Origin of the sequence: Pseudophaeobacter flagellatus (genome assembly GCF_021228235.1) — a bacterium.
Lineage (GTDB): Bacteria > Pseudomonadota > Alphaproteobacteria > Rhodobacterales > Rhodobacteraceae > Pseudophaeobacter > Pseudophaeobacter flagellatus.
Window position 1 is genome coordinate 1 of sequence record NZ_JAJQRG010000007.1, and the last position, 24131, is coordinate 24131.

The 24131-nt window shown below is 58.2% G+C and carries 24 protein-coding genes, 1 tRNA gene and 1 pseudogene; 14 read left to right on the forward strand and 12 right to left on the reverse strand.

All coding sequences use genetic code 11. The features are described from left to right. The 4 genes from LRK71_RS13545 to LRK71_RS13560 form a co-directional block, all read right to left on the reverse strand. A partial coding sequence (locus LRK71_RS13545) for a hypothetical protein (protein WP_232404362.1) occupies nucleotides 1–407 on the reverse strand: 407 nt, incomplete at its 3' end. A 329-nt stretch (nucleotides 408–736) separates the two neighbouring features. Next, nucleotides 737–2395, reverse strand: coding sequence for a BCCT family transporter (locus LRK71_RS13550; protein ID WP_232404363.1), 1659 nt, complete (start codon nucleotides 2393–2395; stop codon nucleotides 737–739). A 39-nt stretch (nucleotides 2396–2434) separates the two neighbouring features. After that, entirely contained in the window at nucleotides 2435–2851 is a 417-nt protein-coding gene (locus tag LRK71_RS13555) for a universal stress protein (protein WP_232404364.1), read from the reverse strand. Nucleotides 2852–3452: 601 nt separating this feature from the next. Beyond that, entirely contained in the window at nucleotides 3453–4367 is a 915-nt protein-coding gene (locus tag LRK71_RS13560) for a nucleotidyltransferase family protein (protein WP_232404365.1), read from the reverse strand. 126 nt (nucleotides 4368–4493) lie between these two features. Between LRK71_RS13560 and LRK71_RS13565 the strand changes: the two genes are divergently transcribed. From LRK71_RS13565 to LRK71_RS20555, 5 genes and pseudogenes are all read left to right on the forward strand, one after another. Further along, on the forward strand, nucleotides 4494–4901 hold the full coding sequence (locus LRK71_RS13565; RefSeq protein WP_232404366.1) for an Hsp20/alpha crystallin family protein: 408 nt from the start codon (nucleotides 4494–4496) through the stop codon (nucleotides 4899–4901). Further along, a complete protein-coding gene (gene lon, locus LRK71_RS13570; RefSeq protein WP_232404367.1) occupies nucleotides 4898–7291 on the forward strand; it encodes an endopeptidase La in 2394 nt (797 codons plus the stop codon). Before LRK71_RS13565 ends, lon begins: the two co-directional genes overlap by 4 nt. Continuing rightward, a complete protein-coding gene (locus LRK71_RS13575) occupies nucleotides 7230–7565 on the forward strand; it encodes a hypothetical protein (RefSeq protein WP_232404368.1) in 336 nt (111 codons plus the stop codon). The genes lon and LRK71_RS13575 overlap by 62 nt, the downstream gene beginning before the upstream one ends. A 360-nt stretch (nucleotides 7566–7925) precedes the next feature. Continuing rightward, on the forward strand, nucleotides 7926–8354 hold the full coding sequence (locus LRK71_RS13580) for a CBS domain-containing protein (protein WP_232404369.1): 429 nt from the start codon (nucleotides 7926–7928) through the stop codon (nucleotides 8352–8354). 179 nt (nucleotides 8355–8533) lie between these two features. Continuing rightward, nucleotides 8534–8716, forward strand: a pseudogene (locus LRK71_RS20555) (phosphate-starvation-inducible PsiE family protein); the annotation flags it as partial. Here LRK71_RS20555 and LRK71_RS13585 read toward each other — a convergent pair. Continuing rightward, nucleotides 8657–9679, reverse strand: a complete 1023-nt coding sequence (locus tag LRK71_RS13585; RefSeq protein ID WP_232404370.1) for a LysR family transcriptional regulator — start codon at nucleotides 9677–9679, stop codon at nucleotides 8657–8659. The pseudogene LRK71_RS20555 and the gene LRK71_RS13585 sit on opposite strands and share 60 nt — an antisense overlap. Before the next feature lie 89 nt (nucleotides 9680–9768). Here LRK71_RS13585 and LRK71_RS13590 point away from each other — a divergent pair, with 89 nt between their 5' ends. Further along, nucleotides 9769–10749 (forward strand): aldo/keto reductase, encoded by a 981-nt coding sequence (locus LRK71_RS13590; RefSeq protein WP_232404371.1) that lies wholly within the window; start codon nucleotides 9769–9771, stop codon nucleotides 10747–10749. Further along, nucleotides 10746–11147, forward strand: coding sequence for a carboxymuconolactone decarboxylase family protein (locus tag LRK71_RS13595; RefSeq protein ID WP_232404372.1), 402 nt, complete (start codon nucleotides 10746–10748; stop codon nucleotides 11145–11147). The genes LRK71_RS13590 and LRK71_RS13595 overlap by 4 nt, the downstream gene beginning before the upstream one ends. 86 nt (nucleotides 11148–11233) lie before the next feature. Here the strand turns inward: LRK71_RS13595 and LRK71_RS13600 are convergent, their stop codons facing one another. Next, nucleotides 11234–11671 (reverse strand): RrF2 family transcriptional regulator, encoded by a 438-nt coding sequence (locus LRK71_RS13600; protein ID WP_232404373.1) that lies wholly within the window; start codon nucleotides 11669–11671, stop codon nucleotides 11234–11236. Nucleotides 11672–11816: 145 nt separating this feature from the next. Between LRK71_RS13600 and hmpA the strand changes: the two genes are divergently transcribed. Together hmpA and LRK71_RS13610 are read left to right on the forward strand one after the other, a co-directional pair. After that, entirely contained in the window at nucleotides 11817–13007 is a 1191-nt protein-coding gene (hmpA, locus tag LRK71_RS13605; protein WP_232404374.1) for an NO-inducible flavohemoprotein, read from the forward strand. Nucleotides 13008–13254: 247 nt separating this feature from the next. After that, nucleotides 13255–13524 carry a hypothetical protein gene (locus LRK71_RS13610; RefSeq protein ID WP_232404375.1) on the forward strand — a complete coding sequence of 90 codons (270 nt, stop codon included), beginning with the start codon at nucleotides 13255–13257 and terminating at the stop codon, nucleotides 13522–13524. A 153-nt stretch (nucleotides 13525–13677) separates the two neighbouring features. Here the strand turns inward: LRK71_RS13610 and LRK71_RS13615 are convergent. Next, a tRNA-Leu gene (locus tag LRK71_RS13615) sits at nucleotides 13678–13764 on the reverse strand. A 229-nt stretch (nucleotides 13765–13993) separates the two neighbouring features. Between LRK71_RS13615 and hemN the strand changes: the two genes are divergently transcribed. Continuing rightward, nucleotides 13994–15349, forward strand: coding sequence for an oxygen-independent coproporphyrinogen III oxidase (hemN, locus tag LRK71_RS13620; RefSeq protein ID WP_232404376.1), 1356 nt, complete (start codon nucleotides 13994–13996; stop codon nucleotides 15347–15349). 201 nt (nucleotides 15350–15550) lie between these two features. Here the strand turns inward: hemN and proS are convergent, their stop codons facing one another. Continuing rightward, nucleotides 15551–16906: a proline--tRNA ligase gene (gene proS / locus LRK71_RS13625; RefSeq protein ID WP_232404377.1), complete on the reverse strand. Its 1356-nt coding sequence runs from the start codon at nucleotides 16904–16906 to the stop codon at nucleotides 15551–15553. 264 nt (nucleotides 16907–17170) lie between these two features. On the opposite strand from proS, the gene LRK71_RS13630 reads away from it, so the two are divergent. Genes LRK71_RS13630 through LRK71_RS13640 form a run of 3 tightly spaced genes read left to right on the forward strand, consistent with a single transcriptional unit; the run spans nucleotide 17171 to nucleotide 20636 of the window. Then, on the forward strand, nucleotides 17171–18268 hold the full coding sequence (locus LRK71_RS13630) for an AI-2E family transporter (RefSeq protein ID WP_232404378.1): 1098 nt from the start codon (nucleotides 17171–17173) through the stop codon (nucleotides 18266–18268). 1 nt (nucleotide 18269) lies between these two features. Beyond that, entirely contained in the window at nucleotides 18270–18989 is a 720-nt protein-coding gene (locus tag LRK71_RS13635; protein ID WP_232404379.1) for a P-loop NTPase family protein, read from the forward strand. A 57-nt stretch (nucleotides 18990–19046) separates the two neighbouring features. Beyond that, complete coding sequence (locus LRK71_RS13640) at nucleotides 19047–20636, forward strand: Ppx/GppA family phosphatase (RefSeq protein ID WP_232404380.1); 1590 nt, start codon at nucleotides 19047–19049, stop codon at nucleotides 20634–20636. On the opposite strand, the gene LRK71_RS13645 is transcribed toward LRK71_RS13640, so the two are convergent. From LRK71_RS13645 to LRK71_RS13660, 4 genes are read right to left on the reverse strand one after another with little or no spacing between them, the layout of a single operon-like run. Beyond that, nucleotides 20637–21041: a hypothetical protein gene (locus LRK71_RS13645; RefSeq protein WP_232404381.1), complete on the reverse strand. Its 405-nt coding sequence runs from the start codon at nucleotides 21039–21041 to the stop codon at nucleotides 20637–20639. Between the two features lie 31 nt (nucleotides 21042–21072). Next, on the reverse strand, nucleotides 21073–22068 hold the full coding sequence (locus tag LRK71_RS13650; RefSeq protein ID WP_232404382.1) for an endonuclease/exonuclease/phosphatase family protein: 996 nt from the start codon (nucleotides 22066–22068) through the stop codon (nucleotides 21073–21075). Beyond that, nucleotides 22049–22747 (reverse strand): molecular chaperone DjiA, encoded by a 699-nt coding sequence (locus LRK71_RS13655; protein WP_232404383.1) that lies wholly within the window; start codon nucleotides 22745–22747, stop codon nucleotides 22049–22051. The genes LRK71_RS13650 and LRK71_RS13655 overlap by 20 nt, the downstream gene beginning before the upstream one ends. Before the next feature lie 48 nt (nucleotides 22748–22795). Continuing rightward, nucleotides 22796–23398, reverse strand: coding sequence for a VOC family protein (locus LRK71_RS13660; protein ID WP_232404384.1), 603 nt, complete (start codon nucleotides 23396–23398; stop codon nucleotides 22796–22798). A 261-nt stretch (nucleotides 23399–23659) separates the two neighbouring features. On the opposite strand from LRK71_RS13660, the gene LRK71_RS13665 reads away from it, so the two are divergent. After that, the gene (locus LRK71_RS13665; RefSeq protein ID WP_232404385.1) at nucleotides 23660–24130 is read left to right on the forward strand and encodes a hypothetical protein; all 471 of its coding nucleotides are present in this window, start codon (nucleotides 23660–23662) and stop codon (nucleotides 24128–24130) included. Nucleotide 24131 lies beyond the last annotated feature (1 nt).

The window sequence follows — 24131 nt, forward strand, 5'->3', positions numbered from 1 at the left end:
ACCAAAACCGCTTCTTCTGACCCTTCTTGCCCGCCATAGAGTGCCCCATGATGTCCACTATCGATGGTGGACACTATCAAACACTCCATCGCGCCGTTAGAGCGGGGAAACCGGACGGATACGGTAGAAGTCACGTATGTTTGCATTTTACGACCTTGAAACCACGGGGACATCACCCGCTTTCGACCAGCCCCTACAGCTTGCGGCGATCCTGACGGATGGGCATCACCCAGCCCCAGACCGACGACGCCCCCAGAGCACGCCACAAACCCGCCGCCCATCACCCGCGCGAACAGGCCAAACGCTTGTTCCCGAGCCGGGATTTTCATTGAAGGGGATTTGCCATGTTGTTCAGACAAGGCCAGGTCAAGAAGAGTGCGGCCGTTGTGCGGGCAATTCGGCGGCATAATCGCTCCGCAAGCTCAACCCGTCAGGCCAGGCCTGGCCTGACGATAGGATGCTACGGAAGTTCGGTGACGCTTCGGATGAAAGATGGTGGATGTCTGGTCATGGACGGCAGAATACTGCTTGCGGCTCGCTCGGTGGATGTGCTGAATACCCTTCTCACCGTCGCTCTTCGCGTTCCGGGTTTCTGTCTCACCTCCACTCCTTGGCGGGTATGGCGTGCCAGAAACCTTCCCTTATCAAATCACCTTAAACTGCCCCAGTGGCGCTAACCGCAGACAGCCCTGCATGTGGGAACGGGCGCGTCGCCGCGCCCGTTCAATGCTACGTTTCAGACATGCTTATGCTCTTGCATGAGGCCCTTAAAGATGCACCAACACATCACCAACAACACGACGGTGAAAGGCAAGCCAGTTGAGATCACCATCGCTTGCAACGACACGAGGCCGCCACCCAGAAGGAGCACAATGGCCACCAGGCCTTCGAAGGTACACCAGAACACACGCTGCGGTATTGGTGCATCGACCTTGCCACCGGCTGTGATGGTATCGATTACAAGGCTGCCAGAGTCGGACGATGTGACGAAGAACACGATCACCAGCACGATACCAATGGTCGACGTGATCGAGGCCAGCGGCAGGCTTGCCAACATCGCAAACAGCGACAATTCCGGCTTGTAGGCATCAATCACGTTCGCCTTTACCGCGCTGACGTCGACATTCGCGATCATGTCGTTGATCGCAGTCCCGCCAAAGACAGCCATCCAGAAGATGCAGACCAAAGATGGAATGATCAGCACACAGACCAGGAATTCCCGCACAGTGCGGCCACGCGACACGCGTGCAATGAACATACCGACAAAAGGTGACCAGCTGATCCACCACGCCCAGTAGAACGCGGTCCAGCCTTCACGGTAGCCATCATCCACACGACCAAAGGGGTTGGACAGCGGCACGATTTCTTGCGCGTAGGCCACAAGCGTATTGCCAAAATCGGTAAAGATGCCAACGGCCCCTGCAGCGAAAATCACAAAGAGGAGCAGCGCAATCGCCACCACCATGTTGATTTCGGACAGAATCTTGACGCCACCATCGAGCCCCCGCACCACCGAGATCAGCGCCAGCATGGTGATACCTATGATCAGGATGACTTGAACCGTCACGCTCGTTGGAATGCCGTAGACAAATTCTAGCCCGGCATTGGCCTGTTGCGCCCCCAGACCAAGCGATGTCGCCAGGCCAAAGAGCGTGGCGAACACCGCAACGATATCAACGATGTGACCCCACCAGCCCCAGACACGTTCGCCCAGGATCGGATAGAAAGCCGAACGGATGGAAAGCGGCAGACCTTTGTTATAGCTGAACAGCGCTAGTGAGAGGGCAACAACCGCGTAGATCGCCCAGGGATGCAGTGCCCAGTGATAAGAGGTCGCAGCAAGCGCCATGCGCTTTGCGGCCTCCACGTTTTCCGGGATAAGCGCGCCACCCTCGGTGAACGGGCGCACCGCGCCCAAAGGTTCATCCCCCCATGGGGTGCCAAAGTAATAGGCAGGTTCCAGAACACCAAAGAACATCAGCCCGATTCCCATGCCCGCGGCAAAAAGCATCGCGAACCAACCAGCATAGCCGTAATCAGGCGTGGCATCGGCCCCGCCTAACCGGACGGAACCATAGGGTGACACGATGAGAAAGAGGCAGAAGATGACGAAGATATTCGCCGCCATCAGGAAGAACCCGTCAAAAGTCGAGGTCAAAGCAGGCCGTAGCCAGCCAAAAAATTCGGCTGCCTGCTCCGGTGCCAGTAGCGCATAGACGACGAAGGCCACCACCGACAGGCCCGATATCAGAAAGACCGGGTTGTGAATATCCAGGCCGAATGGCCCGAACTGCTTTTCAATATTGTCCTGACCGATCTCGTATTCGGTATCGATGATATCCGATGCGCCCTCGGGCGCGGGTATCCCTATGTTGACATCTTCGCTTTCGGCCATGTTTCGGCCTCCCTATTGGTTTTTATCTAATTTCACACCTTACGCGCGCACAACCATCACCGAGCATTTCGCGTACTCGGCCAGTTTTCCGCCGTTGGACGGCCAAATATGGTCCATCACATTCGGCACATGGCTCGCCATCACAACAAGATCTGCGTCGGTGTCATCGATTGCGCGCATCAGCGCCTGGTCGATCTCGATCGTCGGGTCATGCGCGATGGCAGTGTGCCCAGAGGTTTCGATAGCATGCTTGGCCGCCTCTGCTGCGGCGAATGCGCTCAGCTTTTGACCAAACTCTTCTGGGTTATGTGCCAATTCGCTGGGTGCCGTCGAGGTAACGCCCACATATACAACCGGCACGCTGTAATGTTTTGCCAAATCAGCGGTGCAATCGAGCGCGGGCCTTAACCCTTCAACATGTGCCAAATCGACCGGTGCCATTATTCGTTTGAACATTCTTCCCTCCCGAGAGAGCGTGGGCCCATGGATGCAGTACACATTCGAATGTGCGCACGAACTCGCTTGATTTGCAGGACCATCAATTTTCAGCCCCTAGAACCAGCGTAATATTTTATAGATGCAAAATGCAACCATACGTTCTGACTTAGAAATTTTCGATCCTGCCCGGAAAATGGCGCGTCAAGACCGGCGCGGGGGCAACGACGATATCCAAGGGTGCCCCCTCATGCCCCGCAATTGAGGGCAGCTATTGTTGCAGGTTTCTGAAATAAAAAGCCATCTCCGCCCATCGCGAAACTCAAAATGGCCCGCCAGAACACCTCGATCTAAATCATTGTTGCTGCAAAGGCGTGTTCGATGCGTGCCGTTTTATCGTCCGTCAATGCCTTGAACTCGTGGGTTCTGGCTTGATGCGACAGGGTACCGCCGTTTTGTTGGAGGAAGCGAAACAACAGATCGATGGTGCGATCAGCTGATCCGACACACAGACACCTAGGGTATTGGAGACAAGGTCAGTCAGCTCCCTTCTGCCCCCCCCATAGCATTGGCGGCTGTGCAGCCTAGTACCTGAGCACCTCTCTCACGGCCTGCCTGAGGGTCAGACCGGCGAGACTGCAACTTCGAAATCGCCTTCGTAGTAGCGGGCACACTCGTCCTCACGACCGCGCACAACACGCCGACCGGCAAGGGCCCCGTGCCGCTGTGTCACGATGGTGCGTTGCGCCTCGGGCGCATCGCCATGGTGGAAGAAGACGATAACCCAATCCCTGGTCTTGTTCAGTTCATGGGCGCGCGCCGTGTTGGAATAGAGCAGGGTCAAATGCCAATCGCCCCTGCGCAGATGAAGAACAGGCAGCCATGCTACGCCTTCCGGGTTGAAGCGGCGCGGCGCGATCTGCCGCAGTTCACCGGCATCATCTTTCTTGCGATATAGGGCATCCGCTTCGAGCAGAAGGGAAACAGGTGGTTCTTTGGCCGGATCCGCCCTCGCGTTCCGATCGCGCCGGATCGGCTCGAGCCGACCTGAAAGTGCCGCCAAGATCGCCTGGCGACGGCGCGGCCCAAGACCGGGCACTGTCATCTTCGGATCTGCGAGCATCGCCTCGAGTTCTTCAAGACCCTCTGCGTCCAGCAGCGTGGCGAACCTGTCCGCCAGAACGGGCCCAACACCCGGAACGGTTTGGAAGACATGCTCGGGCGTTGTCTCGCCACGCAGTCGCTCAAGCTGTGCCCATCTTCCGGTTGTAAGAATCTCCACGATGGCGGAGGCAATACCACGCCCAATGGCGGGCAAGGCAATAAGGGCCTTGCTGCCACCATCGCGGTGGATGTCACGCAAGGACCTGTCCATTTGCTCGATCTGATCCGCCGCCGCGCGATAGGCGCGGATGCGGAACCTATCATCGCCCTGATTTTCCAAGAGATCCGCGTATGTGCGCAGTCGATCAGCGATCTGCAAGTTCTCACGCAGCGCTTTCCCGGACTTAGCTTGCGAGGTTTCGGCGTTGGTCATATCGGTCCATCCAGATCAGCGAACACAATTCACTTTGACCAAGCGACGCGCCAGCGCATTGCCCGTCGTCAATGCAAAGCTCGATGTCATGCCTGAATACTAATGGTTATTCAGAAGGGTTTTATCATGTCTTCGAAAACGGCTGAAAATCGCATGCTATCCCAGGCAATTCGCCTATTGTCACGCGTCGATGATCTACGGAGACTCGGCTTCGAACTCGGCGAAGCCAGTGATTGGGAGCCACCACTTGATCTGATCGAGACTGAGGCAGAAATCGTGGCCTATGTCGCCTTGCCCGGCGTTGAAATCTCAGACGTGAACATCTCGGTGGAGAATGGTGTGCTTTCGCTTTGGGGTCACAGACAACGACCCGAGGAATGGCGCAACGCGGGGATATTGCGGCTGGAGTTGCCTTGGGGTGTCTTCGGGCGCCGTGTGAAGGTCCCCGAGGGTTGTGCTTTCATCAAGCGAAGAGCGGTTCAGGGCTATCTCGTGATCCACCTCAAGAAACCTGTGCCGGAGATACAGAAATGACGGAAAAAAAGGAAATGTCAGTGCCTGAAATCGGCAATGATCTGGTGGCCATTCCTGACGATGGCCTGATCATTCTGCCTGTCCGAAACTTTGTCGGGTTCCCCGGCACGGTCTTTCCACTTGCGGTCGGGCGTCCGGCATCCGTGACCGCAGTAGAACAGGCCGTGCGCGGGGACAGGCCGATCGGTATTCTTCTGCAACGCGATCCGAACGACAATACACCGGATGCCGAGGGCCTCCACAAGATCGGATGCGCCGCGCAAATCCTGCGTTACGTTGCATCCCCCGACAGTGGCAATCATCTGATCTGTCGTGGTACGGGCCGGTTCCGCGTTATCGAGCAGCTCAAGACCACCCCCTTCCCGATCGCACGTGTCATCCATCTTTCCGATGCGCTCGACAAACGCCCTGAAACGGAGGCGCGGTTTCTTTACCTGCGTGAATTGGTGGTGGAGCTTCTGGAGATCCTGCCAGATGCCCCGGTCGGTCTGGCAGAGTCGGTCGGTCAGATGGCGGAACCGGGGTTGCTGGCCGATCTGGCAGCGGCCTATTCCGACTTTTCCTTGGCAGACAGGCAGGACTTGCTCGAGACGCTCGACATCGGGGCACGTATCGAGAAGACGACGAAACTTCTGGCACGGCAGCTAGAAGTTTTGCGCATCACGCGGGAGATCGGCGAGCAGACGCGCGAGGCGTTCGACGAACGTCACCGCAAAGCCGTTCTGCGCGAACAACTTCAGACGATCAGAAAAGAACTTGGAGAGAACGGAAACGGAGTAGACCAAGAGGTAGCTGAACTGACCAAGGCTATTTCGGACGCTGGAATGCCCGAGGATATTCGGAACTACGCCCTCAAAGAACTGGGTCGTTACGAACGGATGCCTGACGCGTCTGGAGAGGCTGGTATGTTGCGCACGTGGCTTGACTGGATGGTGGAGTTACCTTGGCAGCCTCCCAAGGAGGCCGAAATCGATCTGGGCGAGGCCCGCCGCATTCTGGATGCCGATCACTACGGTCTGGAAAAGATCAAGATCCGGATTATCGAATACCTAGCTGTGCGGCGGTTGGCCCCCTCTGGCAAGGCCCCGATCCTGTGTTTTGTCGGCCCGCCCGGTGTCGGCAAAACATCATTGGGCCAATCCATTGCGCGTGCGATGGGCCGTGCGTTTGCACGGTTCAGTCTTGGAGGGGTGCATAATGAGGCCGAGATCCGCGGGCATCGCCGGACCTATATCGGCGCAATGCCGGGTACGGTGATACAATCCATTCGGCGAGCAGGTGCTCGAAACTGTGTTCTCATGCTTGATGAGATCGACAAACTGGGTCGCGGAATAGGTGGCGATCCCTCCTCGGCCCTTCTCGAAGTACTGGACCCCGCTCAGAACGCGGCTTTCCGTGATAATTATCTAGGCGTCGATTTCGATCTGAGCCATGTGGTCTTCTTGACCACAGCAAATATGCTCGACACGATCCCTGCCCCACTGCTCGACCGAATGGAGATCATCTCACTGCCCGGCTATCTGGAAGACGAGAAGCTGGAGATCGCGAAACGGCACCTTTTGAAGTCGCAACTTGAGGCGACGGGTCTCAAACCGGATCAGGTGACGGTCGAGGATGACGCGCTACGGATAATCATTCGGAGTTACACAAGGGAAGCCGGGGTCAGAAGCCTTGAGCGCAAGATCGGGGCTGTTCTCAGAAATGCCGCCGTCGACATTGTAGAGGGCAAGGCCAAGACAATTCATGTGACGGCAGACGACCTGAAAGACAGTCTTGGCGCGCCGCGCTATGAGAACGAAGTAGCGATGCGAACCAGCCTTCCGGGTGTGGCGACCGGCTTGGCATGGACGTCCGTGGGCGGTGATATCCTGTTTATCGAGGCCAGCCGCACCCCCGGGAAGGGAACGCTTCAGTTGACCGGCCAATTGGGGGACGTCATGCGCGAAAGCGCACAGGCCGCGCTGACGCTGATAAAGGCGCGCGCGGACTCGTTGTCCATAGATCCCAAAGTGTTCGAAACCTCGGACATTCACATTCACGTTCCCGCAGGTGCGACCCCGAAAGATGGACCAAGTGCAGGTACGGCGATGTTTGCCGCGCTGGCCTCACTTCTACTAGGCCGCAAGTTGCGCAGCGACACAGCCATGACGGGCGAGATATCGCTTCGCGGTCAGGTTTTGCCGGTGGGAGGTATTCGCGAGAAGGTCGTTGCTGCGGCCACGGCAGGGCTGCGGCGCATTCTTCTCCCGGCTCGCAACAGGCATGATTTCGACGAAATTCCCGAAGCCGCGCGCACCGTCCTGGAGTTCATCTGGCTGGAAACCGTCGATGACGTTCTCGAACATGGGCTTGAAAAAGAAGCCCGTAAAACCTCCAGAAAAAGTGCTTGATGGCTGTCAATGCAAACTGTGCGATACGGCGCAATTTGCATTGTGTCCGTGGCGCGATGCAGCGCCCATAGCTATGGAGGCTTCCTTATGGTTGATCATTGATGTCCATCAACATCGCGGCCATCAGAAAAACCATCAAGAAACAGTAATAGTCCCGGGCCACTCACGCTATGCCCGGGACAAGACCATCAAAGAAATTATGCTCAAAATCATAGGACTACCAGGTCCTGACTTAGTCTCCCAAGTTTCCTCTGGTTCTATCGCCATCACCTGATAGCCCCGATCAACAAGTCTCATTGCTTTCCCGGTTCATCATTCCGAGGACTGCGCCTTGCGACGTTTTCCTGCGATCTTTCTCCGGTTTTGCTCCTCCTGTCGATGTAATCAGAATGCCCGATTCCCTCGGACTGATCATTGATGGCCGTCAATGGTGCCAGATCTTCACGGTTCCTGACCAGCCTTCGGAAAGCCAATGAGCTGCGCGAATTTAAGCCAGCATGAGGCTGGTCCAGTATCTCAATCCCGGCTTTCGAAAGCGACACCAGATTGATTCACGTCATGGCAGGCTCTCTATTTGGTGATAGTCTTCAAAGGAGATATAAGGAGAATCATCTTCGGGAGAAGGAGATCGTGGATGGCCCGCGTCCAGGACATTCTTGAGGCCAAGTCAGACAAGGTCCATAGCCTTGCACCGGAAGACATGGTGATTAACGCGCTTAGGCTAATGGCACGGGAAAATATCGGTTCTGTCATGGTTGTCGATGATGATCGGCTCGCGGGGCTTTTTACCGAGAGACTATATGCGCGCAACGTGTTTCTGAAGGGCAAGGCATCTCCGAAGACCGCTCTTGGCGACGTCATGGTCCGTGAGGTTGTCACCGTCACCCCGGATACGACGGTTGAGGAATGCATGGCGCTGATGAGCAAGAAGGGGATCCGCCATCTTCCGGTGATATCGGAAGATGGCGTTGCGGGGATAGTCTCGATCGGAGACCTTATGAAGAGGATCATTCAGGACCGCGAGTTCGATATCGAACAACTTGTCGACTACATCGGTCATTGAGCAGTGGGGAGTTTGGCCTTGCCCTGAAGCACATTGAAAAAGAAATGTCCGACAACGGCGACAACGAAGTCATCTACGAGCCCGATCACGACTTGCATCTCGAGCACGAGGATTCAACAATCCGTTATTTGCGCTGGATCATTCGCTTGGCGGTGAAAATCCTTGCGTTCCTTATGGTCATGGTCATCGTTTGGGGTATTGGGGACGTGGTGTATGTTCTCTATCAGCGGGTCATAGAACCGCCGTTCATGCTCCTAAAGATTAGCGATTTGTTGGCGATGTTCGGCTCCTTTATGGCAGTGCTATTTGCTATCGCGATATTTATGAATATCAGCATGTACCTGAGTACCAACTTGATCCCAGTTCGATTGGTCGTTGCCACAGCTCTGATGGCGATCGCTCGGAAGGTTATTATTGTCGGTTCGGGAGGTGCGAGGCACGCTCAAAGCGGCCCGGTGTTCCGATACGACCGCTCGCAGAAAGGTCGCCACGGCCTGCACACGTCGGGAGGACGTCAGATCGGATTGGGTCACGAGCCAGATCGGTTGATCTATGCCTATATCGGCATCGAGGCAGATCAGGTCCGTCGCCCGCGCCAACAGGTGGGGCAGCACGGCGAGGCCCAATCCTGAGGTGCAGCCGACCACCTGAGCTGCCAGTGAAGTGGTCGTGACCGTCGGAGCGCGACCGCGAAGGGCGCGCTCTATCCACTGCGCGGCGGGAAGATAGCCGTACCCCTCGCCCCAGGCGATCAGTCCGTCCCGCTCCAAGTCGACTTTGGGACCGCCCGCGCGGCCAGCCATGTAAGACGGCGCGGCATAGAGCCCGTATCCAAGCGTTCCCACCCGCTGCACCGACACATGTCCGCGTTCGGGCTTGATCATTCGCAGCGCGATGTCCGCATCACGACGGTGCAGGTTCACGGTGGCGATGTCGGTCACAATCTCCAGCGTCAGCCGAGGATGGGCGCTGCGCAGGCGCGGCAGCGCAGGCAGGATAAGTGTGGTCGCGAGGTTCTCGGCTGTTGCGAGGCGCACAGTACCCGAAACCTCCGGCCCCTCGGCCATTCCTGTCCCGAAGGCTCTTGCCGCCGCTTCCATCTCCTCGGCACGTTCGATCAGCGCCGCGCCGTCTTCAGTCAGCCGGTAGCCAGTGTGATGCCGCAGGAAAAGCGGGCGTCCGAGCTGGGTCTCCAATCGTTCGATCCGCCGGGAAACGGTGGCAACCCCGATGGAGAGCGCCGAGGCCGCGCCGCTGAGCGAGCCTGAACGGGCGATGGCGAGGAACACGGCGACGTCATCCCAGACCAGTGTCTTCCTTTCCATTTTTGGAATTCCCTTTGCCATTTCCGACCATTCACTAACGATACCGGAAATGCCATCTCCCTGTCGAACAAACAAGACTGGAGAGCGACATGAAACGACGGACACTCGGCACCGACCTTACGGTCTCGGCGCTTGGCCTCGGCTGCATGGGAATGAGCGAATTCTACGGCCCCCGCGACGACGAAACTTCGCTGCGCGTTCTGCATGAGGCAGCCGAGCTCGGGGTCGACTTTCTTGACACCGCAGACATGTACGGCCCTCATCACAACGAGGAACTGATCGGGCGTTTCCTCAACGAGAGTTCGGCCTCCATGAAGGTCGCGACGAAGTTCGGCATCGTCCGCGCGCCGGGCGAATACCGGCGCAGTCTCGACAACGGGCCGGACTATGCACGCCACGCGTGCGAGGGATCGCTGCGTCGCCTCGGCATTGAGAGGATCGACCTCTACTACGTCCATCGGGTGGAGCAGGATCGGCCCATCGAAGAGACTATGGAGGGGCTCGCGCGCCTCGTCAGCGAGGGCAAGATCGCGCGGATTGGTCTCTGCGAAGTCAGCGCCGAGACGCTCCGGCGCGCTCATGCCGTACATCCGGTGACGGCGGTGCAGACCGAATATTCACTCTGGTCCCGCGGCCCGGAAGACGAGGTCCTGCCAACCTGCCGCGAGCTGGGTGTCGGGTTCGTGCCCTATTCACCGCTCGGTCGCGGCTTTTTAACGGGACGCTTTCAGGACGGACGGTTCGAGGAGGGAGATTTCCGCGCCTCGCTGCCCCGGTTCCAGGACGATGCGGCGCAGGCGAACCGCCGTATCGCGGATCTCGTCGCGGTGATGGCGGCGCGGAAACGAAGCACGCCCGCGCAGCTAGCGCTTGCCTGGCTTCTCGCTCAGGGAGAGGATATCGTCCCGATCCCCGGCACAAAGCAGACCAAATACCTGCGCGACAACGTAGGAGCGACGGATGTGATGCTCTCGGACACCGACCTCGCAGAGATCGATGTGGCCCTCGCTGATCGGCCGGTCTCGGGTGCCCGCTACACTGCGGAAGGCATGAAGGGAGTGGACGCATGAGCCCCACGTCAGATCGGCTGATCCGGGCGCTTTCTGTTCTTGAGCGTCTCGAACCAGGGGCGCCGGCGCGTGTGCAGGGCAACCTCGACGCATTCCACCCCGACACCACAGAGCTTGTCTTGGGATATGCGTTTGCGGATATCGTCGGACGCGATGGGATCAATCTGAAGACGCGTGAGATGCTGACGGTCGCGATGCTTGCGGTCATGGGGACCGCTCAGGAGCAGCTCGAGTTCCACATGCGGGCTGCGATGAACACCGGTGTGAGCCGCACGGAGATCGTCGAGATCGTGCTGCAAGTCTCGGTCTATGCTGGCGTACCCGCCTGCATGAACGCGATCACGGCAGCCAAGAAAGCGTTTGAGGCGAGAGAAAGGGAAAGAAAGGCTGACCGGTGATTTGCTTAGCGATCACTCGTGGACCACGCAGCGAATGACGGCCTAGCATACCCAGTTTGGGTTCCCTGGCCGGTTCACAAGGCGGGTTATGGATCTTCTGCCGCCTCTGACAATGTCAGCAACGGAACCAGATCCGCCTTGTTTTTGATCAGATCGGCGACGGTGCTGCGGTCGAGGACGCTCAAAAACGCATTGACCGCTTCGGCAAAGACCCCTCGGAGCCCGCATTGGAGCTGGATCAGGCATTCTCCGCAATTGGCAACTTCGAAGCTTTCCTCCATGTGCCGTACGACTTGCCCCACATTGATTTCGCTGGCTGCCTGTCCGAGTTTGATGCCGCCATAGCGGCCGCGAACGCTCATGACGTAGCCTTGCCGAACCAGATCGCTGACGATCTTCATCAAAGAGCTGTGCGGCAGACGGTAAATGCGGCTCAATGTCTCAATCGAGTGCAGCTCTTCGGGCTTGGACGCCAGAAAAATAAGAATTCTCAACGCGTAATCTGTTGTCAGGTTCAGCTTCATGCGGGGCTCCGATCACGCTTTTAATATTCATTTGGGTTGCATCTTTCAATACTTCAATCATACATGCAACTAACCTGAATAATTCAGGCGGTGAAAATCTCGAAGCAGGCCGCAGGCTTGCCAACCGACAAATCAGGAGCATGCAATGGCACAGCCACTCAGCCAAACCACCATCGACACCGTAAAAGCGACTGTTCCGGCGCTGGCGCAGCATGGGCGCGAGATTGTAATAGAGATGTACGACAGGCTGCTGGCCGATCCGGAAATCCGCACACTGTTCAACCAGTCGCACCAGAACGGCGACTCCCCACAGCACGCAGCATTGACCAACGCGATCCTGGCCTATGCCCAGAACATCGAAAATCTCCCGGTGATGGCCGCAGCGGTGGAGCGTATTGCAAACAAGCATGTGGGCCTGCAAATCGAACCCCATCATTATGATCATGTCGCCAGCGCTCTGTTGGCCGCGATCAAGGCGGTTCTCAGAGAAGCGGCGACTGAGGAAGTGATCCGCGCCTGGGGCGAAGCATATTGGTTCCTGGCCAATATCCTGATTGGCCGCGAAGAGCAGCTTTATCAGGAAACTGCAGCGGCAGAGGGCGGCTGGCGGGGCTGGCGGGAATTCCGGGTCGACAGACGGATCCAGGAGAGTGCTGACGTCATGTCATTTGTCCTGAAACCTGTCGATGACAAGCACGTGATGAAGCACAAGCCGGGACAATATCTGTCCTTCGATCTTGAGGTGCCCGGAATCGGAAAACTGCGGCGTAACTATTCGATTTCTTCGGGGCCATCGAATGATTTCTACCGGATCACGGTCAAGCGCCAGAAAGGAGGCCTGGCAAGCACCTGGTTGCATGAACAGGCGGTCGAAGGCACCGTGGTCAACGCTGTTGCACCGGCCGGAGAGTTTTTTCTGAAGAGTGGAATTGAGACCGAGGTTGTCCTGCTGTCGGCTGGTGTCGGGCTGACGCCGATGATTTCCATGCTTGAGGTTCTGGCCGCAAACGATCGCTCTGCGACCTACCTGCATGCCACACAAAACAGCAGGCATCACGTCATGCCTGATATCGCCAGATCCTTGTCCCGCCGGTGTGTTACATTTTTTGAGGATCCCAGTTCCGAAGACCGGGCAAAAGCGAACTTCGATGTGGAAGGCCGTATTACTCCGGAGTGGCTGGCCCGGAACACCAATACAGATCAAGCTGAATACTACATATGTGGTCCAAAGAGATTCATGGCGATGACTGTGAATGGCCTGAGGGCAGCTGGCGTTGACGAGAACCGTATCTTCTACGAATTTTTCGGGCCAGCGCAGGAACTGGACGCGGCGTAGCAGAAAAAAGAGGCATAAGAGAAACGGTCTTTCCGACCGGTAAAACCGTATCGGGCGGACCACGAGCATCACGAACCATGCACGTAGAAAATGCTCTTGGCCAACTCTAGGTCAGCGGTGGCAACTTGCATGGGCTGGCTCCTCTCGATGGCAGTTTTTGACACCTGCAGTATGGCGCATTGCGACGCCGGGGAGCGGGAGCCATCCCCCCAACTGCTTTCCCCTCTGCCAGCCGCTTAGGGCCGAGGTGGAGGCGGCTCAACGCGGCGATCAGGCCAATCAGGCGAAGGCTGAGATCAAACGCCAGCACAAAGAGCTGGATAAACAGCAAGATGCCCTTGTTGAGCGCATGGTCGAAACATCGAATCCAACGGTCATGGCGGCGCTTGAAAACAAGATCGCAAAGCTAGAAGAGGACAAGCTTTTGCCGACCGACAAGCTATCCCAAAACACCAAACCCAAAGGTGCACTGGGTGAAGTCATCGAGCTTTTGCGGGAACACCTCGCAAACCATTGAAATTTCTATAAAAACCTAACACTCGAAGTGCGCAAAACCATCCTAAAAACGGCTTTCAAAGCCCCATTGGCATACGACCGTCAAAACGGTTATCGAACTCCGCAACCATCTGCAATATCTGAGTTTTTGAAAAAATCACATCAAAATGTGAAATGGTGCCCAGGAGAGGACTCGAACCTCCACATCGTTGCCAATACTAGCACCTGAAGCTAGCGCGTCTACCAATTCCGCCACCTGGGCAGGTGTCGTGAGAGGCCGTATAAGACGATGCAAGAGGCAGGTCAAACGGAAACGCACCGTCGTAGAAAAAAACTTTGCCGCGAAGGGATTCTTGGCAAAATTCAACTGAACTCCCTATTCTATCAATATCTTATCCAGGCCATCCTTTCCGCGAGCGGGACGCGAATATTTCTTTGCTTATTTGATCCTGCGCAAGGTAGCGCGCCGCGATAACCGACAAAACAGATGTATGAAACAAATTGATCGCCTTGCTGCGCTTGGGCTTTTTGACAGCCGCGTGCCCCGCTACACCTCTTATCCCACCGCCCCGGTGTTCAGCCCCAATACCGGGCTGGACCTCCAGCGCCGCGCCTTGGCTGCGCTGGATCCTGCCGTGCCGGTCTCGGTCTATATCCACATCCCCTTTTGCGAGCGGCTGTGCTGGTTCTGCGCCTGTCGTACCCAGGGCACCCAATCGCTCAGCCCGGTCGAAAGCTACCTGACCACCCTGGAGGCAGAGCTTTCGCTATTGGCGCAGGATTTGCCTCCAGGGCTGCGCATGGGGCGGCTGCACTGGGGCGGCGGCACACCGACCATCCTGCCACCTGCACTGATCCATCGTCTGGCCCAGGCGGTAAAGGCGGTGTTCCCGCATACGCCGGATTGGGAATTTTCGGTCGAAATTGACCCCACCTTGGTGGACCGCGACAAGATTGCCGCCCTTGCCGCCGAGGGCATGAACCGCGCCAGTATCGGCATTCAGGATTTTGACCCGCTGGTGCAACAGGCAATTGGCCGGGATCAACCCTATGAGGCAACGCTGGCCTGCGTAGAGGATCTGCGCGCGGCCGGAATTCAATCGTTGAACGCCGATCTGGTCTATGGGCTGCCGCATCAAGACAGCGACCGCATGGCCGATACCCTGGATAAGGTGCTCAGCCTCAAGCCTGATCGCATTGCCCTGTTTGGCTATGCCCATGTGCCCTGGGTGGCAAAGCGGCAAAAACTGATCGATGAAACGGTGCTGCCGGGGGATCTGTCACGCCACGCCCTTGCCGGGCAGGCGGCTGACGCCTTTGCTGCCGCCGGGTTCACCGCCATCGGCATTGACCACTTTGCCCGGCCCGAAGATGGCCTGGCAAAGGCGGCTAAAACCGGCCATCTGCGGCGCAATTTCCAAGGCTATACCGAAGACATCTGCCCCAGCCTCATTGGCATCGGTGCCTCGTCCATCTCGCGCTTTGCCGAAGGATACGTCCAGAATGCCCCCGCCACCCCTGCCTATATCAAACGGATCGAAGCAGGCCATCTAGCCGGATCCCGCGGCCATGAAATGACCGACACAGATCTAATGCGGGCCCGCGCCATCGAGATGATCATGTGCGATTTCGCCCTCGACCGGCAGGCGCTGCGCCAGCAGTTCGGGGCCGAAGCCGACAGCCTCCAGGCCGATCTTGCGCGGATCCAGGCCCGGTTTGGCGAATTTGTCACCCTCGGCGACGATAGACTGGAAATCGCCCCCGAGGGCCGCCCCCTGACCCGACTGATCGCCAGCCTGCTAGACGCCCATATGCCCAGCGACGCCAAGTTCAGCCGCGCCTCGTAGCGGAGTGAAACCCTGGCCTGCCGCCGCCACCTAGGTAACGTCGGGCCAGGTGGCGGCCAAAGCGGGCCCAGTCCCGCGTCAACCGGTTGCCCCAACTGATCAGACCAGCACAAACAAAAGGGGGGCAGCCCAAATGGCTGCCCCCCTTTTTCAATGCCCCATGATCTCGGCCCGATGATCTAGATCCGATGATCTGGCGGATCAGAAGCCGCGACCGGCCTGATGCGGCGCATAGATTTCTGCGATTTTCTTCACCGCGTCTTCGGGCGACAGTTCTTCGCTTTCGCCACTGCGGCGCGAGGTGAGCTCTACCACGCCGTTTTTGAGGCCACGCGGACCAACAGTGATACGCCAGGGCAGGCCGATCAGATCCATGGTGGCGAATTTTCCGCCCGCGCGTTCCTTGCGGTCATCATATAGCGGTTCCAGCCCCAGCGCCGTCAGCGCGGTGTATAGCTGGTTGCAGGCGGCGTCGGCCTCGTCATCACCCTGTTTCAGATTCACGATGCCACAATGGAACGGCGTGACGCCTTCGGGCCAGATAATGCCCTTATCGTCATGGTTGGCCTCGATGATGGCGCCCAACAGACGCGACACCCCAATCCCATGGCTGCCCATGTGAACCGGCACAGGCTTGCCATCGGGGCCCTGCACCGTAGCGCCCAGCGCTTCGGAATATTTGGTGCCAAAGTAGAAGATCTGGCCAACCTCGATCCCGCGCGCCATCTTGCGGCGTTCTTCCGGGACTTCGTTGAACAGGGCCTCGTCATGGGTTTCATCGGTGCGGGCATATTTGGAGGTGAATTCCTCCAGCACACCCTGGCACTGTTCGACACTGTCGTAATCGATCTCACGATCGCCAAAGCTCAGGTCGGTCACAGCGCTGTCATAAAAGACCTCGCTTTCGCCGGTTTCTGCCAGCACCAGGAATTCATGGGTGTAATCGCCGCCAATCGGGCCACCGTCGGCCCGCATTGGAATCGCCTGCAGCCCCATACGTTCATAGGTGCGTAGATAGCTGACCAGATGGCGGTTATAGGCGTGCAAGGCGTCCTCTTTGGACAGATCGAAGTTATAGCCATCCTTCATGTAGAATTCACGGCCACGCATCACGCCAAAGCGTGGGCGGATTTCATCGCGGAATTTCCACTGGATCTGATACATGGTCAGCGGCAGATCCTTGTAGCTGCTGACATGGGCGCGGAAAATATCGGTGACCAGTTCTTCGGCAGTGGGGGTGAACAGCATATCACGGCCATGACGGTCCTTCACCCGCAGCATTTCCTGGCCATAATCGTCATAACGGCCAGACTCGCGCCACAGATCGGCGCTCTGCATGGTAGGCATCAGCATCGGCATGTGACCGGCGCGCAGCTGTTCATCATGCACGATGCCTTCCAGCTTTTTCAGCACCTTGAAGCCAAGCGGCAGCCAGGAGTAGATCCCGGCCGAGGATTGTTTGATCATACCGGCCCGCAGCATATAGCGGTGGCTGACGATCTGGGCCTCTGAAGGGTTTTCTTTCAGGACAGGCAGGAAATAGCGGGACAGGCGCATGTCAGTCTCATTCTTACGAAGGGTTTTCCCAGCGGTCTAAGCCATGATAGCCCAGCAAGCAATCATGCTTTGCCAATTGCCTAGGCAGGGACGCTGCCAAACCGATCCCTGCACCAGCCCCCTGCTGCCGATTGCCGCCTGGGCAGTCCGGACTGTCCGACTTTTGCTAAAATTTTGCCACAGGGTCACGGCTCTGCTCTTGCGCTGCGGGCTGCCATCAGGAAAGAGTGGGGCCAACGCACCGCGCCCTGACCGAGTAAGCCCATGGCCCTGCCCGCAAAGAAACAATTCAAATACTGGGGCATCACCAGCGCAGTTCTGGCTATTTTGCTCTGGTCGCTTGGCGATGTGCTGTTGCCCTTTGTTCTGGGGGCGGCCATTGCCTATATGATCGACCCGGTTGCTGACCGGCTGGAAGCCCTGGGACTGAGCCGCGCCGCCGCGACCAGCCTGATCGTCGTGGTGTCTGTTCTGCTATTCTTGCTGATGCTGCTGATTGTCCTGCCCACCCTGATTACCCAGCTGGCCGATCTGGTGCGCATCCTGCCGGAACTGTTTCGCGATCTGCGCAGCTTTGCCCAGACGCAATTTCCGTCGGTCTTTACCGAAGGCAGCCGCGCACAGCAGACCATCGCGTCGATTGCTGGCACCCTGCAGGGCAAGGGCATTGATCTGGCCGAAGGCATCGTCGGTTCAGCTGCCTCTTTGCTCAATTTGATTATCCTGCTGGTGATCGTGCCTGTTGTGGCCATCTATCTGTTGCTGGATTGGGACCGGATGATTGCCCGGATTGATGCGCTCTTGCCGCGAGATCATGCGCCAGTGATCCGCCGGTTGGTATCAGAGATCGACCAGGTTCTGGCCTCTTTCATTCGCGGCATGGGTACCGTCTGCCTGATCCTGGGCTGCTATTATGCAACGACGCTGATGCTTGTCGGGCTGAACTTTGGCCTGGCGGTTGGCTTCATTGCCGGGCTGGTCACTTTTATCCCCTATCTTGGCGCGCTGGTCGGCGGTGCCCTCGCTATTGGCCTGGCGCTGTTTCAGTTCTGGGGTGACTGGTGGTCAATTGGCATCGTTGCCGGCATCTTTGCCTTTGGTCAGGTGATGGAAGGCAATTACCTGACCCCGAAACTGGTCGGCGGCTCGGTGGGACTGCATCCGGTCTGGCTGCTACTGGCGCTATCGGTCTTTGGCGCATTGTTTGGCTTTGTCGGCATGCTGGTGGCTGTGCCTGTCGCGGCATCATTGGGTGTGGTTGCACGTTTTCTGGTGGGACAGTATCTCGACAGTCGGCTGTATCAGGGATTCAGCTATCAGGCCCTGCAGGGGCAGGCAGAACACAAGCAAGACGAGCACTAATATGGCACGACAACTCAGCTTTGATTTGCCGGTGAAACCCACGCTGGGGCGAGATGACTTTTTTGTTGCCCCGTCCAATGCGATGGCCGTCGCACTGTTGGATCCTGCCTTTGCCTGGCCCAGCGGCAAACTGGTGCTGACAGGGCCTGCGGGCGCGGGCAAGACCCATCTGGCCCATGTCTGGGCCAACCAAGCCGACGCGCGGATCCTGTCAGCAAGCAGCCTGCGCGAAGATCAGGTGCCCGCCCTGGCCCAGTGCCCACTGGTGGTTGAAGATGTACCCGCCATTGCCGGCAACCTCGAGGCCCAGAACGCGCTATTTCATCTGCACAATCTGGTGCTGTCCAGTGGCCATGCGCTGATGCTCACCGGCCGCGCCGCGCCGAACCTGTGGCAGCTGACACTGCCAGATCTGCAAAGCCGGGTTCAGGCTGCCACCCATGCAGAGCTGCAGGCACCCGACGATGCCCTGCTGGCAGTGGTACTGGCGAAACTGTTTAACGACAGGCAGGTAACGCCAAAACCTGATGTCATCCCCTATCTGGTGGCCCATATGGATCGCTCTTTTGCCGCCGCAGCGCTGATTGTCGATCAGCTCGACAATCTGTCCCTGTCCGAAGGCCGTACCCTGTCACGGCCCCTTGCCGTGCGGCTGATGTCGCAGGACCCCCCGATCAACACCCCACCAGAAACCAGACATGTCGCAGCCACAGTCGATTGACCTGGTGCTGGGCTTGCCCCACCCTAGCCGAAACAACACAGAACCGACGAGGTGCCCATGACCGCAGCCCAGGACACCCCCACCGCCGACTGGGGGCCCTTTGGTCAGCCCGTCTTTGAAGACCCCAGCGCCCGCGCCCTGTCACGGGTTGGGGTGGTCGATGTCGGCTCCAACTCGGTCCGGATGGTAATCTTTGACGGCGCCGCACGCAGCCCGGCCTATTTCTACAATGAAAAGATCATGTGCGCGCTGGGGGCTGGCCTGTCCGAAACGGGCAAGCTAAACCCCAAGGGCCGTCAGCGCGCCCTCTCTGCCCTGCGCCGTTTCCAGCACCTGGCCCAGGGCATGGGGCTACCGGGGCTGTCGGTGGTGGCCACTGCGGCGGTACGCGATGCCAAGGATGGGCCGGACTTTTGCGCCGAAGTGCTACGCGAAACCGGCCTGAAGATCTGGGTCATCGACGGGCGCGAAGAGGCCCGCCTTTCGGCCCAGGGGGTGTTGCTGGGCTGGCCTGGCTCTTACGGGCTGGTCTGCGATATCGGCGGCTCTTCGATGGAATTGGCCGAAATCCACGACGGTGAAGTCGGCAAGAGGGTGACCTCTTCGCTGGGGCCGCTCAAACTGCGCGACATAAAGGGCGGGCGACGCGGACGACAGGCGCATATCTCGGCGGTGATGACAGAGCTGAGCGCAGAGATGGGCAAACAGACAGACCGGCTGTTTCTGGTGGGCGGCAGCTGGCGGGCAATTGCCCGCGTCGACATGATGCGGCGCGGCTATCCGCTGAAGGTGCTGCATGAATACCGCATGACCGCGCGCGATGTGCGCGAGACACTGAAATTTATTGTTGCAAGCGATATGGAGGACCTGCGCAGCGCCTGCGGTATTTCCAACGCGCGTATGTCGCTGGTGCCCTATGCCATTGATGTGCTGTCGCGGCTGGTGAAAACCTTCAAGCCCAAGGATATCGCCATCTCCAGTTACGGTATCCGCGAAGGTTTGCTTTATGAACAAATGCCGCAACGGCTGCGCAACCGCGATCCACTGGTGGAATCCTGCCGCTTTGCCGAAGCCAAGGATGCCCGCCTGCCCGGTTTTGGCAAGACGCTGTATGATTTTGTGCTGCCCTTGTTCAGCTCTGGTCCGCAGACACAAAAGCGCCTGATCAAGGCCGCCTGCCTGCTGCATGATGTGAGCTGGCGCGCCCATCCCGATTACCGCGCAGAGGTCTGTTTTGACAATGCCACCCGCGCCAATCTGGGCGGGTTGAAACATTCGGAACGGATCTTCCTTGGCCTGTCGCTGCTACACCGATATCGCAACAAGCGGCGCGGCACCGCCTTTGAGTACCTCTATGATCTTCTGGATGAAAAAGGTCAGAAAGAGGCCGAGATCCTGGGCAAGGCGATGCGGTTTGGCGCCATGCTGATGGTCAGCGTCGACGGCGACATCGGCAAGCTGAAATGGCAGCCTCGCAAGCGGCACCTCTGTCTGGAATTACCGCGCGCCATCGAGGATCTGTTTGGCGAAGTTTCCGAGGGGCGGCTCCAATCTCTGGCCGATGCGCTAGAGGCCGAGATGAGCGTCAAGATCATCTCTGAACCTCAGTCGAACAAAAACGACTCTACACAGGTTGCCCGCGCTTGATCACAGATCGGTGCTCCCCTCCGGCAGCGGTGCTGCCTCCTGCTCGGCTGGCGGGTCCGGTTCGGCTTGCGGGGGCTCTGGCTTGCGGCGAATAATGATATCGCCGTTCGGCAAAATCTCGGGCACCTCATAGCGGCTCCAGTCTTCGACCTTGCCGGCGATCTCTGCCAGAGCGGGCCCCATTTCACGCAGAAAGCCCTGCATGGATGGGCCAATGGCTTCCATCAGCCCCTCCAGCTCTTGCAGAGAGGGGGCCATTTCCTGGCGCAGCCCTTCCCAGAACAGCTCGGCGCCGCGCTCCATCAGGCTGGATCCGTCCGTGCTGTCCTGCGCACGGGCAGGCACGGCAAGCGGCGGGGTCAGCAGGCAGGTGGCGATCAGGGCGGGGGCAAGAAAATGTTTCATGAATAGTATATACGGCCTTTGCCATGGAATTTTAAGTCAGTTCCAGATCAAGCGAGACAGGAAAATGATCAGAGGCCGCCAAGAGGGCGGCACGAAGATCGCTATCTGCATAGCATGCCCCATCTTCAAACGGGTGCCAGATACGCCAGCGCGGCTCCCGTGCGGCCAGCTCGGGCGAGATCATGATATAATCCAGCAAGACACCAAAGTAGCGTTTGCTTTCAACATGATAAAACCGCGCCGTCGCGGGCTGCCCCCAGGAGCGCGGCTGCACCAGGCCTTGCGCATTCGGGTCGCTCAGATCGGCGCCCATGACAATCTCGACCGAGGATTTTTCAAACAGGCGTTCATATTCATCAAGGCCTGGCCCGTCGTTCAGATCGCCCATCACGATCACCGGCTCTGCCGCCTGACGATGCTGCTGCACCCGCCGACTCAGCCAGACGGCCTGGGCCAGTTGCTTCCGCCGGTTGGCAATAGAGATCCGCACCACCTCTTGCGGGGTCTTGGCATTATAGGGTGCCTTGGATTTCAGGTGGACGCCAATCATCCGCAGCGTGGTGCCACCCTGGGTAGTGACCTGCAGCTCCAGCGGTGGTTTTGAAAAACGCACCGGGTCCTCGCGGTCATCGACATTCAGATCAATATGAAAGGTGGTATCAAAGCGCGGCGCCTCCGGGCTGGACTGCGGATCAACCTGAACCTGCAGCTTGGCCGGATCGAACATCAGCGCGATTTCCTGCTCGGTATCGGTGGCAAAGCCAGACACCGCCTTAGAGCAACGCAGCCCAGCCTGGGCGGCAAAATTTTCCAGCGCACGGGTGCATTTTTGGTGGTGCCCGCTATTGGGGGCCTCGATCACCATCACCGCATCGGCGTCAAGCCGGTCCAGGACGTGGGCAATGGCCCGCCCCTGGGTATAGCGGTCCACCCCGTGCCGCCGCGAGGGTCGTCCATCAAGCATCAGTTGGTTTTCGCCATCAAACAGATGCGAGAACCACTCGATATTATAACTGACCAGGCGCATGTTTGGCACATCCGTTGATCGCATCCCAGGCGCGATTGATGTCGATCAGGCGCTTTTCGGCCAGGCGCACGGCCTCTTCCGGGACGCCGCGCCCGATCATTGCATCCGGGTGGGTATCGCGCACCAGACGCCGCCAGTGTTTGCGAATTTCATCGCGGGGCATATCAGCGGAAACGCCAAGAACCGTATAGGGGTCCTTGGGGGCATCCGGAACAAACCGCGCCCGGAGTGCGCGAAACTGTTCGGGCGTTTGGCCAAAGATCCGGCTGACGTCCTGCAGAAAGTCATTTTCATTTGGATGGTAGAACCCATCGGCCATGGCGATGTGAAACAGGCCCTCCATCAGATCGCACAGAGTGCTGGGGTCTGATGCAAACATCCGCTGAATGCGGGCGGCATAGTCCTGATAACCGGCGATATCAGTGCGGGCCATGTCAAAGACACGCGCCGCGCCGGCCTCATCATTGCGGGCAATCTGAAAGACTTCGCGAAAGGCGGTGACCTCATCCCGGGTGACCTGGCCGTCAGCCTTGGCCATCTTGGCCCCCAGGGCAATCACCGCAATGGCAAAGGCCACCGAGCGTTCAGGCGGCGCCCGCAGGCGATCAAACACATTGGCCAGGCTTTCACCATTGCCAAGCGCAGCAAGCGCTTCGGTTATTCGAGACCAGAGAGACATATCAAAACCTTACCGCGAAAATCATCCTGTGTCTGCGCTGTCGCGCCGTTAGCGCAGCAGACGGCGCCCATGGGGAGTGTCAAATTCAGCCTCATAGCCGATCGGACCGGTGGTAAAACTGACCCGCGCATCGGCAATTGGCAACAGCTCTTGCAGCGCGTCCGCCTCGGGGTGCGACAGGGTCAGATGCTTCAGGCGGCATCCCTGCTGCTGCAACCGGGGGGCCGGATGATCAGAGTGCCACTCAATCAGCGCCGGGAACAGATTGTCATAGGGAAGGATACCATCCTGCGGCACCACCATGTCCCATTTCAGATCGCCCCGCTGCAGGGCCACAGGCTCGCCCGCCCCTGCTGGCAGCTGCGCCAACAATCCTGGCAGATCCGCACAGCGGCAAATCCAATTGCTAAGGCGGGGCGCACCGGCAAAGCGATCCAGATCAAACCAGCAGGGCCGTCGCTGCGGTTCCGCCTGCGGATCAATGGCGATGGCCTCCAGATACAGCCCATCAGCCAGCCCCAACAGATGGTTATGGGTGCCAAACATGGCATGCTGGCCACCTGGCCGCAACGGCACGCCAAGGGCCTCTTCTACATGTGAGACAGCCTCTTGCAGGGTTGCTCCGGCCACGGCCAGATGATCAAGTTCCATCACTTTCTCCTATTTGCGCCGCAGCCTAGTCAGTCTTTGGCGACATACAAGTTGAAACCTATGCCTGCGGCAAGCGCGCCCCCTTCAGACAATATTAACCACAAACCCATGATATCGCTAAGATTTTAAAGGAAAACAGCTGAAAGCGCACAGCATTTTAGCCACCTGGGCACAAAGCTATTTCCTTGTTTACCCGCTTCGTTTTCAATTGAGTCGGCCGCGAAATACGGCCTGTTGAAACCCAGTAGGAGAGCCGCCCTGATGATGATCCAAGGATCCATGACCCAGGAGTTAATGTCGAACCTCTATAAGAAATCGACAAAGATGAACGAAGAGCAAGCTGCAAAACTCGCTGAGTTTCTGTCCAGCTTTGACGGCGACAACCTTCTGGATGAAAACGCCCGAACCGTTGTCTTTCAGGTCAGGGAACAGGATTTGGCCGCAGGGCCTGACCTGGCCGCATCTCTGGCTGGCGCAGGCGGCGGTGCCGCCGAGCGGGCAGCGCAGGCCGGCATTGGCGCATCTGACCGCCGCAACGGGCCACCAGCCCCGCCACAAGAGACCCAGGGGGTTGCCACGGTCGATGACGCAGTTGTCCAGCTGATTGCTGATGCGGTTGAGGCCTATGATGGAAGCCAACCAGGAGACGCAACTTTGGGACAGGCTGTTCAGGCCGCATTGGAACAGGCCGGCTACGACAGCTCACAATCCCAGATCGACTTTTATTCCTGAA